The following is a 13,536-nucleotide window of genomic DNA, read 5'->3' as shown; positions in this document are numbered from 1 at the left end:
GCCAACAGCTTTCTCTCAATATATTTTCCCTCACACCCAACGCCGAACCCTACGGCAATAAGCCAGATAAGGCGCACCGAATTTTTGCGCCAGCACGCGCTCTTCGTGGCGGATTTGAAAGCGGTTCATGCCGGCGACAAACAGCGGCAGCCCAAGCCAAGACAGAACGTGCCCCAGCCACAGCGCCCAAGCCGCCAGCATCAGCAATAAGCCCAAATACATCGGGTTGCGGGTAAAACGGTAAACGCCGCTGCTCACCAAACGGGAGGCTTTGTCGAGATGAACCGGGTTCATCGTGGTTTGCGCCTGCCTTAACGCCACCACGCCCGCCGTGCCGACAGCCAAACCTGCCGCTGCGGGCAGCAAGGCCCAAACTCCGGCAGACAGCCATTGCAAAGCCGCCACCGGCGCGCCCGCCAACAGCCGCATCAATACAGCGCAGGCAATCAATTGCAGCACCGGCGGGATTTTCAGGTTGTCCATATCGCTTCCTTTTGCCCGATACGTTCAGACAGGCATTATTTTTCCTGCTTCTTCAAAATCCAGCAGGCCGAAGTGAAATACACCACATAAAACGCCAGCAGCACCAGCATTTCGCGGCTCAGGTCGTGCCCGCCCAAGCCTTTGGTGAAGCTGCCGATGCTGATGTTGAGATACCACGACGCGGGCATCAGCTTGCCCATCCAGTATGCCCCGCCTTCCATCGACGAGAGCGGGTGCAGAAAGCCGGAATAGTTGAAGGTCGGGATCATAATCACAATCGCGGTGAGGCTGATGGCCGCCATTTGCGAGCGCACAACCGTGGAAGCCAGCAAACCCAGCGCGGTGGACACAAACAGCAGAATCAGCGTGCCCGCCGTCAGCACCAGCAGCGAACCTTTCACCGGCACGCCGAAGCCGAACACCATCATCGCCGTGAGCACCACATAATTCACCATGCCCACCGCAATATACGGCAGCTGCTTGCCGAGCAGAAACTGCGGCACGGTGGCGGGCGAGGTGTAGAAATTGGAAATCGAACCGATTTCGCGTTCACGCACCACCCCGACCACCGACATCATTGCCGGAATCAGCATCAGCACCAACATCAACACGCCCGGCGCGATGGCGAAAATGCTTTCAAAATCCTGATTATACATAAACCGCTGCTCGATTTTGGCCGCGGGCGGCGGCAGCGTCAGCCCCGTTTCGCGCGCCAAATCCTGCCCGTACAGTGCAAAAATGCCGCCGATATAGCCTTGGATGTTGCTGGCGTTGAACGGCATCGCGCCGTCGACATAAAACGCCGCCTCCGGCCGCCTGCCCGCCAGCATATCGCGCCCGAAGCCTTCGGGAATCTCAATTACCAAGCGCGTTTGCGCCGACTGCAAGGCGGTGTCGATATCGCTTGGCGACGAGAGCGGCGGCTGTTCATGAAAATAGCGCGAACCGGAAAAATATTCGGTGAGGCGGCGGCTTTCGGTGGTTTGGTCGCGGTCGAGCACGGTAAACGTGAGGTCTTTCACGTCGAACGACACGCTCCACGATAGGGAAATCATCAGAATCACCGGCCCCGCCAAGGCGAAAAACAGCCGCACCTTGTCGCGCAGCAATTCTTTGGTTTCGCGCAAAGCAAACGTGCGCACGCTGGCCAGCCAGTATTTCAAGGTGTCGGTCGGCGGTGTGTTTTCAGACGGCCCGTTGCCTGCTTGCACATCCGAATCCTGTTTTTCCTGCACGCTCTTTGCTGCAACCTGAGCCACGCTTTCGGTTTCAGGTAGCCTGTCTGAAACATCGGCGGCCTGTTCCCTTTCTGTCATCTTGCCGGTTTCTGAACGCGGTTCGGCTGGAGCGGAAGAAATCGGGGTTTCCGGCGAAACAACCGTTTGCTCTTCCTCCGCTTGCAAGGAAGCAAGGCTGCTGTCGGAACAGACATTTTCAGACGGCCTTATCCCTGCCCGCACATCCAAATCCTGATCCGACCGAACAATCCTCGCCGCCAGTTGGGCCACGCTTTCGGTTTCAGACGGCCTCTCCGAATCGTCGGCAACCTGTTGCGGCGGCATGGCGGCATTATTTGTTTGCGCGGAAACCGCCGTTCCAGACGGCCTTTCAGACAGGCCTTCGCCCTCTTTGTCGTCCAACAAATACTGCACAAACGCCTCTTCCAGATTCGGCGCGGCCTGCCGTGCGGTCAGCTCCGCCGGTGTACCCACCGCCAGCACGCGGCCTTTGTGCATGAAGGAAATGCGGTCGCAGCGTTCGGCCTCGTTCATAAAGTGGGTCGACACAAATATGGTGATTTTGTCTTCGCGCGAGAGTTTGAGCAGATGCCGCCAGAACATGTCGCGGGCGGCGGGATCGACGCCGGAGGTCGGTTCGTCGAGAATCAGCACTTCGGGTTTGTGCAGGCAGGCCGCCGCCAGTTGCAGCCGTTGACGGATGCCCAACGGCAGCGAGGCGGGTTTGGCGTCGGCGGCATCGCTGAGGTCGAACTGCACCAACGCATCGGCCACCGCCTGTTCGCCGGCCGCACCCATCTGGTAGAGGCGGGCATGCAGTTTGAGGTTGTCGATCACGCTCAATTCTTCATACAGCGAGAACGCTTGCGACATATAGCCTACGCGCATCCGCGTTTGGATATTGCCCGCTTCGATCGGCCGCCCCAAGAGTTCGGCCGAACCGTCGCTGGCTTCCAGCAGGCCGGTGAGCATTTTCATGGTGGTGGATTTGCCGCAGCCGTTGGAGCCGAGAAAGCCGAAGATTTCGCCTTGTGCGATTTTAAAACTCACCCGATCGACCGCGGTAAAGCTGCCGAAACGCTTGGTCAATCCGTGTGCTTCGATGGCGGGCGGGGCATCGGGATCGGCGACAAACGGGGTCATCGCCAACCCGCCCGAGCCTTGCTGTTTTTCAGACGGCAGCATCTGCACATAGGCGGCTTCCAGTGTGGCGGCACCGCTGTCGCGCATCACCTCGCGGGTGGGCTTGTTGACCAGCAGTTTGCCGTCGTCCATCGCCAGCAGATGGCCGAAACGTTCCGCCTCTTCGATGTAGGCGGTGGCCACGATTACCGTCATGCCCGCACTTTCGGCTTGAAGTTCGTCCACCAACGCCCAAAACTGGCGGCGCGACAGCGGATCGACACCGGTGGTCGGTTCGTCGAGAATCAGCAAGTCGGGCGAATGCACCAGTGCGCAGCATAAACTCAGCTTCTGCTTCATCCCGCCCGAGAGCTTGCCCGCCGCACGGTCGGGGAATGGCGCCAAACCGGTGGCTTCGAGCAGCCGGCTGATGCGCGCTTGGCGTTCCGCGGCATTCAGGCCGAACAGCCGCGCATGGAAATCGACGTTTTCATACACGCTCAAAGTGGGATACAGATTGCGCCCCAAACCCTGCGGCATAAAGGCGATACGGTGCGACAACGCCTGCTGCGCCGCTTTGCCGGCCATGTCGTGCCCGAACACCTCCACCGTGCCGCTCTGAATGATTTTAACGCCGGCAATCAGCGACAACAGCGTCGATTTGCCCACGCCGTCGGGGCCGATTAAGCCGACGGTTACTCCGCACGGAATGGTCAGCGACACGTCGTCCAACGCCGTTACGGTTTTGCCGTAGCGGTGAGAAACGGAGCGGAGGGAGACGGCGGGGTTGTTCATCATGGGTTACTCTGTTTTCAGACAGGCATTGTGGGATTTAAACGGCCTAAGCAACCATGTCGGATTCAAGAATCCGACCTACACCGGCTTATCCTTCGTAAGCATGCGGTTCCGTTACGGTGATGAAATAACCGTCGGGATCACGGAAAGAAAATTCCTGCTTATGGGAATTGGGGTTTTGATGAATGTCTTCTTCAATCGCCCAACCGATTTTTCAAGATTATTCCTGATTTGCTGCCAGTCAGCCGTTCTGAAATAAAGCAGCAATCCGTTTCCTACCGTAATATTCGGATTGGTCATGGTCGGATGGCCGTCCAACTCCCAAGCATGCAGACAAAGAACAATTTCGTTTTCTTGAGTGGTTAACACCGCAAAATATTTATCGACATGAACGTTGTTGAATCCAAAGATGTCGCGATACCAAGTTGCACTAGCTTCAGCATCTTTGACTGCAATAATCGGGTCAAGTTTTGTCATATCGTTATCTCCTCTTAGATGGCTGCGTAGGTGAGAATCCAATATTTGGGCGTTCAGCGACCATGTCGCTTGCAAGAATCCGAACTACGCTCGTTTAGATCAATATTATTTTAAGTCAACCAAAGTTTTTTTCAGACGGCCTTATTCTTAACCGCTGTTTTCTCAAATAAAGCCCGGTAAGCAGATAAAGTGTAAGTGGAATCACGCCGAATGTGGGCGAAACAATCAGGGTTTTGTCTGCCTGTACGGTAACAAATTGCTCCGAAATAAGTGGATTAAGTGCATCTTCGACCGAATGCAGTATCACAACCACCCATAAAGATCGGGTTAATAAGAACAGTTCGGTAAACATAATCGTCCAAACACAAATAACCAAGACCGCATATAACGCCACAGCATATCTGCCATATGGAAAAAACATGGCTAAATAGTGTTCATCCAGAAACACCAGATAATAAGGCAGATGCCACAAGCCCCAAACCAAACCGACGATTACATAAATCAACCATTCATTTCGGGTTATCCGATCAAGCTTTGCCGTGAGATAGCCGCGCCACACTGATTCTTCAAAGATGTTTTTAATCCACTCAAACCCGATTACGCTCCAAAAAACCGGCATATAAGCAGCAAGATTGAAACAGGCCGTATCGACCCAATTCATTGTTTTACCGATAAATAGCGCAATGCTGATAACCACAGGAAACACCAGCGCGGCAAAACCATACCATTTGAGATTTTTACTGAAGCCGGGTTTCAGCCCGCTATCGCTCCAGCCGTCACCTGCAAACGTTCTGAGCAACAATACTGTTATCAAAGGTATTGCTATCCAAATACCTGCTCCAATAGAATCCATTAATGACTCTTGATTGGGAACAAACGTGTTTACCCATACGCCAAGAAAACCGCAAGTTAAGGCTACAAATATAAAAACAGCGAGATTTATCAAAGTTCTTCTATCTGCATCCATAGAGTTTCTCCTCTGTATAACCAAACGGCTACATCCATTTTGACAATCAAGCGCGTTTTCAGACGGCCTTTCAGCCAGTCTATCCGCTCTGAGGCCGTCTGAAAAACAAAGTTCGCTCTTTCCACAGCACCCATGCAGTCAACAACAGCAGAATGCCTGTCTGAATCACTTTGCTGTCGGGGTGGGTTTGGAATATCTCGTTGCCGAGATTGGCAGCCAAATGAAACAGCAGCGCCACCATAATACTGCGCCCGCTTTTCAGATACAGCCAGTTCATCAGCAGCACAAACACCACCATGCTGGCGACAAAATTGGCGGTGTAAAGCCAGCCTTGCGCCACCAGTTCGCTGTGGTAATAGCCTTTCACCAAACCCAGCGGCACATGCCACAGCGCCCAGTACACGGTAAAAACCAGCGACGCGGCAAACAGGCTGAAGCGCGACAGCAGCGCGTCCGTGCCGTACGAGTGCCACGCCAGCTCTTCCAGCACCGCCCCGAGCACCAAAGCCAGCCACGGCGAAATCAGCGCCGAAGTAAACGAAGGGCTGCCTGAAATATGGAACTGCCCAACAGGATAGCCGAACAGCAGCGACATGCCCTGCGCCAATACCAGCGACAACGGCGGCAACAGCACCGCCGCCAGCAAATACCGTTTGGGCGCGCCGGACAAACGCAAGCGCGACAAGGCATCCGCCCGCAGCGAGGGCTGCCGCCACAACAAACCCGCCGCCAAACACACCGGCGCGAGCAAACCGGCCAACAGCAAGATTGTGAGTAAACCTTTGTGCCCGCCATCGTGCTGGTGGCTGAGATAAGCCGCAGCAAACCACAACGCCCACGGCAGCAGCAGCGACCAAGCGAAGAAGAACACGGGCCGGTAAACTGCGGAGTTGACAGTGTGTTGGGGTGGGTTCATCGGTAGTTCCTTGTTGTTCGAGCAGGCATGTTTTTTCAAACGGCCTGATTTAAATCATTGCAGATTCGTGCCGTTGCTTCCATCGCATCATGCCTGCCGTCGGGCATCACAATCAACAATCCCCGTAGGGCGGGCATCCTTGCCCGCCGTATGATTCAAACTTGCGAGGCTGAATGGCGGGCAGGGATGCCCGCCCTACGCATGGAAATTTTCAGTCAGGCATTTTTTTCAGACGGCCTGATTCAAATAATCGCAAATCCGTGCCGCTACATTCGTCGCATCAGTCTGCCGTCGGGTATCACAACCAACACCCCCCGTAGGGTGGGCATCCTTGCCCTCCGTGTGATTCACGCATGCAAGTCTGAATGGCGGGCAGGGATGCCCGCCTTACACATGATAATTTTCAAGCAGGCATTTTTTCAGATGGCCTTATTCAAATCATCGCGAATCCGTGCCGCTACTGCCGTCGCATCATGCCCGCCGTCGGATGCCACAACCAGCAATCCCCGTAGGGCGGGCATCCTTGCCCGCCGTATTATGATTCAAACTTGCGCGGCCGAGTGGCGGGCAGGGATGCCCGCCCTACCCATTAAGTTTTTCTGCACGACAGATTTGCTTTTCTGATTACCTCCAGAAAAAATGCCGATAGGTATGATGAAAAACAATGTGTTAGATTATCGGCAACTGTTTCTGTTCCTTTTTCACTCTGTCAACGGAAAGGAGCACGCCATGCGCCGTTTGCATATCGGTTCTATCATTATTTTAATCTGCGGGCTGTCTGCCATTATTCCCGGGCTGATGACTTTGCTGGGCATGGGTGGTTGGGTACACGAGCTGCTCAATCAGCCGCTTGGTGCCATTGCCCTGCTGGTTATCGGCGGTTCTTGCGTGCTGGCGGCTTTGTTTCCTGTGTTCACCACTTACCTGACGCGCAAGGAGATGGGCAAAACGCCGTTTGAGGAAGATGAAACCGGCGATTGAGGTTTTCAGACAGGCATTTTTCAGACGGCCTCTTCAAATAATTGCGCATCCTTGCCCGCCGTGTGATTCAGACAAACCAATCTGAATGGCGGGCAGGGATGCCCGCCCTACGCACAAAAATTTTCAAACAGGCACGGCATCACAGCAATTCCAGTTTCCCGATACGCTCTTGCGCCCGTTGGTAGGCGGGGTCGTTTTCAATGCGGCGCACATAGGCGGCGATATTCGGCAGGTTCAGCGATGTGCGCGACACGGCGGCCTGCAAGGGAAAGCTCATCATGATGTCGGCACCGCTGATTTCTTCGCCCAGCAGCCAAGTGCGGCCGGCCAGCTTGCTTTCGACAAATTCCAGATGCAGTTTGAGCTGCGGGTTCAAAAACGATGCGCGCACGCCGTCGGTAATCTTGCGGGCAACGGGTTTGGCGAAAAACGGCATTTTGCGCGTTTCAATTTTGCGGAACACCAGCGACATTACCAGCAGCGGCATCAGCGAACCTTCCGCATAATGCAGCCAAAACAGATATTCGGGATAAGCCGCGCTGTTTTCAGACGGCCTCAATCCCGTTTCCTGCCCGTAGCGGGTAATCAGGTATTCGACAATCGCGCCGCTTTCGGCCAGCACCAAGCCGTTGTCGTCTATCAGGGGCGATTTGCCCAGCGGGTGAATACGGCGCAGGCTGTCGGGCGCAAGCGAGGTTTCGGCATCGCGCGCGATCACTTCCGCGCGGTATTCCAAGCCGAGCAACTCGAGCAGCCATGCGATACGGTAGGCGCGCGATTGTTTGAGTGCGTAAAGGGTAATCATAGGGGACTTCCTTTTCATTGCTGATTGTACGGTTTACTTCTTTTTCTTAGGCTTGGCTTCGGGCAATTCATCATACATGGCCTCAAACAGCCCTGTTAAAAACGCCTTGTCATCCACCTCGCTCACCAGCAGCATTGCTTTTGCGCCTTCGTAAGGCAACTCATAGGCCGCATTCGGCATATAGTCGATTGCCGACTGAACGGGCTTAACCAGCAACCGGTCGTCATAGATGCCGCCGACGATTTTCTGCTTATAGTAAAGAATATACTCGCCCATCATGGCTCGATAAGTGATGTCGTCTAAGCCGGATAATTGTTCCAAAATAAAATCCAAATATGCTTTGCCGGATGCCATATGCGCCTCTTTTTCTCATGTGTAACCAAATAACTTTAGTAGTAAACGTACCGCCATACTCGGGCTTGACCCGAGTATCTTGAATTCCAACCACTTCGGGAGATACTCGGGTCAAGCCCGAGTATGACGGACGTGCTGTTTTTTTAAAATGCTTTTTTCAGACAGGCATTTTTCAGACGGCCTGCTTGGAATGAATGTTTTCCACTTCCACGCGACGGGCAATGTCTTTCAGATTGGAATAACTTTCTACCAGCCTCGGCACATCGTCCAAACTCATGGCAAACATCCATAAATAAGTGGTGAGCGAATAGATATGTCCTGCGCTGCCGTAGCCGTTTAAGGTTATCCACACAAAAGTAAAGCCGAACAACAAGGCCATTGCTATGCCGACGCACAGATAGCCCGATGCTTCGCGGTTGGAAATCAAAATGCGTAGGCGGGCAACCAAGCCGAAATGCTTATGCAGCGTGGCTTCGGGAGCGGATTGAATCATGTCCACATCACGCTCCAAGCGGTTGTTGAGTTTGAAATACAGCTTTTCACTCACGCGGGAAAAGCCCGGCAGCAATATCAAAAATACCGCCAAAACCAAGAGGCTCAACACGCCGGCCCAAAATTCCAGTATCAAAAGCATGAAAGCTGCGCCGAATACCGACACCAGCGACGTGATCGCCGTAGGCAGATGCATTTCAAAAAAATCGACAAATTCCCTCGACAACGCTACACGAGCTGCAATTTCAGACGGCGTCTGCCCCTGTATACGCTGCTTCACAATCACAGGTACGGCGATTTCGCTGTAAATGCGGGCAAACACACGCGTATCTGCGCTGCGCCGTGCCGCGCCCACCAGCCACATCAACAACACCAAAAGCGCGTAAGTCAGCGCCTGCCATACCTTGCCCTGCATGACCGCGTTGACGGCAAAACCGCCGAACACGGGGTAAATCAGAAACAGCAGGTTTTCCAAAGCCACGATGCTGAACGTGAGCAGCAGCTTTTTGCGGTGTGCGGTGCCGATATTTTTTAAAGTATTCCACATGGTTAAATTTCATTTCCCATCATCGGTGCAGTCATACCGTTTATAAAAAATTCAACTGCGTTGCCGTTATGGTGTATTTGCCGCATCTGCGGCATGCCGCCAAGAGGTTTCACTTTTCAAACGGCCATCGATCCGCTTATCTGCATGGTTTTGTTATGGAATGCATAGAGCGTATTGCGGTGGCCGATACTGACGATGATGCTGTCGGGCAGCTTTTGGCGGATAAGCATGTAAAGTGCTGCTTCGGTGCTTTCGTCTAGTGCGGAGGTGGCTTCGTCAAGCAAAATCAATTTGGGCCGTGCCAGCAGAATACGGGTGAAAGCGATACGTTGCAGCTCTCCCGGAGAAAGGCGGTGCTGCCAGTCGTCGGTTTTGTCTAAACATCCGGCGAGATAATGCAAGCGGCAGTCTGCCAATACCAGCCGCAGTTCTTCGGGCGAAGGGTTGAGATCAGGATAGCATATGGCTTCGTAAAGCGTGCCTTGCGGCACATAAGGGCGCTGCGGTACAAACAGGGTTTCGTGATGAGGCAGCCTTCTTACCGTACCGCTGCTGCCGAATGGCCACAGTCCGGCCAAAACACGCATCAATGTAGTCTTGCCACAGCCGCTCGGGCCTTGAATCAGCAAAGCGTCTCCGCATTCCGCTTTTAAAGCGACATGATTGAGCAATACCGTGCCATCGGTGCGGTAAACGGCAACATTCTCCAATTCAAGCCTGTCTGAAACAACGTCAATGCCGTTTGAGCCGTAGTCGGCGTTTTGCAAGTTGGAAAGAAAACCGCTTAAACGCTCCAAGCGGGCGCGGTAGGCGGTGAAAGATTCATAAAAATTACGGAAAAACGACAAGGCGCGTTGCAGGCGGTTGAATGCCTGCACGGTTTGGTGAATATCGCCGATTTTGATTTGTCCGGCAAAAAAGCGCGGGGCTTGCAGCATCAAAGGCAGCAATTGGACGCTTTGGGTCAAGAGGTCGTTGAATCCGCCCAAGACTACGCTTTGCCGGGTGATTTTCCAGCGGTTGCGGATGACGGCGCGGAAACGGTCGCTCAGCTGCTGCTGCTCTTTCCATTCGCCCCGGTAAAAGGCAATGCTTTCGGCGTGATCCCGGATGCGGATAAGAGAATAACGGTAGTCGCCGTTGAGCTTTTCATTGTCGTAATGGTAACGGATGAGCGGCTTACCTATCCACATCGCTGCGGCAGTGGAAAGCAGCACAAAAATAAATACGAAAAACACAATGCCGCGCGGAATGTTCAGGCCGAATAAGGATAAAACGCCGGACAACCCCCATAGCACGACGGTAAATTCAATGGCCGACAAAACGGAATTGAGCATCCCGCGTATAAATTCGATGGTATTGGCGATAAATTCCTGCGCATCTTGCTGGATGCGTTGGTCTATATTATCTGGTTCATGGCGCAGCATATGCAGCCGGTAATAATTTTTATCGGCAAACCAGCGTGAAACCAGCACACCGTTCAGTTTTTCAGACCATTTAATTGCAAGAGACTGGTCTAAAAAGTCGTTAACAATACCGTTGAGCGTGCGCATAATCACCACGCCGGCATTGATTAAAGCGAAAAACCAGAAAGCCGCTGCTTTTTTGTCTTGCAATGCGCTGTATAAGCCGTTGTAAAAAAATGTGTTCAAAACATTCAGGCGGATTTCGGTCAGCAGCAGCATTACCATAGCGGCCAGCAACAGCAGAATTTTCAGACGGCCTGCTTTATCCAAGCACGGTGAAAGGATTTGCCGGAACTGTCTGCCGAAACGGGTTTTGCCGATAATATAAACTATTGCAACAAGAGAAACAGATACGCCTATAAAAGTCTGTAAAAACCAGAGCGGCGTGGCATTTAATTCGATTTGCCATTTTTCCATAATGAGCAGTAATAGGATGCCTGTCTGAAAAAATTCAGACAGGCATAGGGTAAACAAAATGAACAATAATGATGTTGCCGCCTAAAACGGGCAAACCCAAATAGGGGGATGCCTTCTTGAAAAAACAGATGCAAAGGCAGCGGCAAGGTATCAGAAGCTTAATTTGGCGCCCAAAGTTACCGTGCGCGGCTCACCGATAGACAAATGCTCCATGGTGGCGGTAGTGTGCGACACAAAGTATTGCTTGTTGCCCAGATTTTTACCGGTCAGACGCACATTCAACGGTTTGCCGCCGACTTTTGTGTCATAAGAAACAAATGCGCTGTATGTGGTTGCCGAAGGCAGTTTGAACCATTGGGCTTGGTTGTTCCGCACATAATTAAAGCCCCATGTGCCGCGGTAGTCCAAACCCGCCCCTGCGCGCCAGTTGCCGCCCGCTGCCCGGCCGAAGTCGTAAAACAGCGTCAGGCCGGCGGTGTGTTTGGGAATGCTTCCGAATTGCGTGCCTTCGTTGAGCGGCTCGTTTTTATCTTCAATCACTTTTGTGTCTGTGAAAGTGTAATTGGCGGAAATACCCAATTTGTCGGTAATTTTGCCGTTGACATCCACTTCCATACCCTGCGAGCGGTTTTTTTCGATAACGCGCGTTTCCACTTCACCGTTGTCCAAAGTTACGGGGCGTGCAACATTGCTTTTTTTGATATGGAATAACGCCAGATTCGCGCTAAGGTTTTCCCCGTTGTATTTGCTGCCGACCTCAAACTGGCGGCTTTTTTCCAGCGGGATTTTTTTGCCGCCGTAGTCGATGTTGCGCGAAGCATTAGGTTTGGCCGATGTGCCGAAATTGCCGTAAACCGACCATCTCGGGTTAATCAAGTAAACCGCGCCGATTTGCGGCAGAAGGTCGAAACCGCTGCTGCGGTTGCGGAAGCGTGCCGGACGGCCTTGCCCGGATTCTATTTTGTGCCACTGTCCGCGCACGCCGCCGGAAACAATCCAACGCTCGCCGATATAGGCGGAATCTTGCAACAGCAAAGCGGCGGTTTTGTAATGCTCGAGCGTATCGCTGGTACGCGCGTCTGCCGTCGGATTGGTCGATTCAATCCAGTTTTGCCCGTAAACAGGATTGTCCACGCTCATGGTATGGCGGGCGGAACTGCGGCGCAAATCGCCCAATTTCAGTTTGTAGTCCTGCAATTGCACAGATGCCCGCAATTTATGCGTAATGTTTTCGCCTTGGTCTATCAGACCGTTGGCAGAGAGGTTGAGGCTGTGCGTGCTTACATCGGAAGGTCTGGTGCCGTCGATGCGGCGGCTCACTTCCCGCTTGGCAGCGTTGTAAGCCATTACCCTTGCCTGCCAATCGTTGTAATGGTTTTTACTGAACCCATAATCCGCCTGCAATCTCCAATCGGCATTCAGCTTGTGTTCGCCGTTGAGCTGGAAAGTATGCGAGTAACCTTTGGTTACGTTAATCGGGTCGTCCAAACGGCGTTTTAGGGGAATATCCAACACTTTGCCGTAATTGGGATTATTGGCAGCCGTGCCGCTAACGTCCAAAAAAGTACCGCGGTCGAGCACGCCTTCGTAATTCTGATATTCGTAACCTGCCGAAACCTTGGTTTTATCGTTTTTCCAAGAAAGAGAAGGAGCTATGACGTATTCGGTATTGCTGCCGAAATTCCGCCAATAATTCTTGGTTTGGTAGTCGGCAACAAAACGGTAGGCAATGCCGCTGTTGCCGATAGGCCCGGTGGTATCGACACCGATATTCCTTGCCGCACGGCTGCCGTATCCTGCATTGACGGTCGTGCTGCTTTTCACGTGGTCAGGCTTTTTGGTTACCACATTAATCACGCCGCCGGGATTCTGCATTCCGTAGAGCATTGACGCCGGGCCTTTCAATACTTCCACTCTTTCTACATTGGCCGTGAAATTGCGCGCCATCGAGCTGGCCAAACCGTTGCGCATAATCGAGCCGTCGCGGTTGCTTCCGTAACCTCTGCGCATAACCGTATCCAAGGTACCCGCTAAATTGTTGCCTTGCGTAAGGCCGCTGATGCCTTTTACCGACTCTTCCAAAGTTTGCGGCTGTTTATCCTGCAACTGCTCTTGAGTGACCACATCAATGCTGTAAGGCGTGTCAAGAATGGATGTGTTGACACCGGTAATGTTGCTGCGTTCGGCTTTATAACCTTTTTCCATGGTAATGCGTTTACCGCGCACGGTTACCGTATCTATTTCAACCTCTTGCAGCGGCGGGGATTGCTGTGCCGAATCCGACAACGGAGGCTCAGTTTCCGCCCATGCCGGCGCTCCGGCTCCCATTGCCGTTACGGTTAGAACCACTGAAGTGAAACATGTTTTCATCTCAAAATATCCTGTTACCTGTAAAAATAATATTGGTTCAAAAATTTTATTATATTAATACATTTAAAAATTATTATCATTTATATTTCAAAATATTTTTATGTTG

At 52.7% G+C, this 13,536-nt stretch carries 12 protein-coding genes; 2 read left to right on the top strand and 10 right to left on the bottom strand.

Annotated elements, in window-relative coordinates; all coding sequences use genetic code 11:
- Positions 1-30 precede the first annotated feature (30 nt).
- The 5 genes from LVJ85_RS04870 to LVJ85_RS04850 all read right to left on the bottom strand — a co-directional run bounded on the left by LVJ85_RS04870 (position 31) and on the right by LVJ85_RS04850 (position 5,998).
- The gene (locus LVJ85_RS04870) at positions 31-483 is read right to left on the bottom strand and encodes an isoprenylcysteine carboxylmethyltransferase family protein (RefSeq protein ID WP_244741981.1); all 453 of its coding nucleotides are present in this window, start codon (positions 481-483) and stop codon (positions 31-33) included.
- A 35-nt stretch (positions 484-518) separates the two neighbouring features.
- Positions 519-3,641 carry an ABC transporter ATP-binding protein/permease gene (locus LVJ85_RS04865; protein WP_244741978.1) on the bottom strand — a complete coding sequence of 1,041 codons (3,123 nt, stop codon included), beginning with the start codon at positions 3,639-3,641 and terminating at the stop codon, positions 519-521.
- A gap of 111 nt (positions 3,642-3,752) precedes the next feature.
- Positions 3,753-4,115 (bottom strand): hypothetical protein, encoded by a 363-nt coding sequence (locus LVJ85_RS04860; protein WP_244741975.1) that lies wholly within the window; start codon positions 4,113-4,115, stop codon positions 3,753-3,755.
- Between the two features lie 115 nt (positions 4,116-4,230).
- Positions 4,231-5,082, bottom strand: coding sequence for a CPBP family intramembrane glutamic endopeptidase (locus LVJ85_RS04855; protein ID WP_244741972.1), 852 nt, complete (start codon positions 5,080-5,082; stop codon positions 4,231-4,233).
- A 79-nt stretch (positions 5,083-5,161) separates the two neighbouring features.
- Complete coding sequence (locus LVJ85_RS04850; RefSeq protein ID WP_244741969.1) at positions 5,162-5,998, bottom strand: CPBP family intramembrane glutamic endopeptidase; 837 nt, start codon at positions 5,996-5,998, stop codon at positions 5,162-5,164.
- Positions 5,999-6,055: 57 nt separating this feature from the next.
- On the opposite strand from LVJ85_RS04850, the gene LVJ85_RS04845 reads away from it, so the two are divergent.
- Both LVJ85_RS04845 and LVJ85_RS04840 read left to right on the top strand, forming a co-directional pair.
- On the top strand, positions 6,056-6,622 hold the full coding sequence (locus LVJ85_RS04845) for a hypothetical protein (protein ID WP_244741966.1): 567 nt from the start codon (positions 6,056-6,058) through the stop codon (positions 6,620-6,622).
- A gap of 105 nt (positions 6,623-6,727) precedes the next feature.
- On the top strand, positions 6,728-6,979 hold the full coding sequence (locus tag LVJ85_RS04840) for a hypothetical protein (protein ID WP_085363173.1): 252 nt from the start codon (positions 6,728-6,730) through the stop codon (positions 6,977-6,979).
- A 139-nt stretch (positions 6,980-7,118) separates the two neighbouring features.
- Here the strand turns inward: LVJ85_RS04840 and LVJ85_RS04835 are convergent, their stop codons facing one another.
- From LVJ85_RS04835 to LVJ85_RS04815, 5 genes are all read right to left on the bottom strand, one after another.
- Positions 7,119-7,784: a glutathione S-transferase gene (locus LVJ85_RS04835; RefSeq protein ID WP_244741963.1), complete on the bottom strand. Its 666-nt coding sequence runs from the start codon at positions 7,782-7,784 to the stop codon at positions 7,119-7,121.
- 33 nt (positions 7,785-7,817) lie between these two features.
- Entirely contained in the window at positions 7,818-8,138 is a 321-nt protein-coding gene (locus tag LVJ85_RS04830) for a TfoX/Sxy family protein (protein ID WP_040666773.1), read from the bottom strand.
- A 172-nt stretch (positions 8,139-8,310) separates the two neighbouring features.
- Complete coding sequence (locus tag LVJ85_RS04825) at positions 8,311-9,177, bottom strand: ABC transporter six-transmembrane domain-containing protein (protein WP_009115523.1); 867 nt, start codon at positions 9,175-9,177, stop codon at positions 8,311-8,313.
- 116 nt (positions 9,178-9,293) lie between these two features.
- Entirely contained in the window at positions 9,294-11,060 is a 1,767-nt protein-coding gene (locus tag LVJ85_RS04820; RefSeq protein ID WP_244741959.1) for an ABC transporter ATP-binding protein/permease, read from the bottom strand.
- 150 nt (positions 11,061-11,210) lie between these two features.
- Positions 11,211-13,430, bottom strand: a complete 2,220-nt coding sequence (locus tag LVJ85_RS04815) for a TonB-dependent siderophore receptor (protein WP_244741956.1) — start codon at positions 13,428-13,430, stop codon at positions 11,211-11,213.
- Between the last annotated feature and the right edge of the window lie 106 nt (positions 13,431-13,536).

Origin of the sequence: Neisseria sp. Dent CA1/247, assembly GCF_022870825.1 — a bacterium.
GTDB lineage: Bacteria > Pseudomonadota > Gammaproteobacteria > Burkholderiales > Neisseriaceae > Neisseria > Neisseria zoodegmatis.
This window is presented reverse-complemented; position numbering and strand designations above follow the sequence as displayed.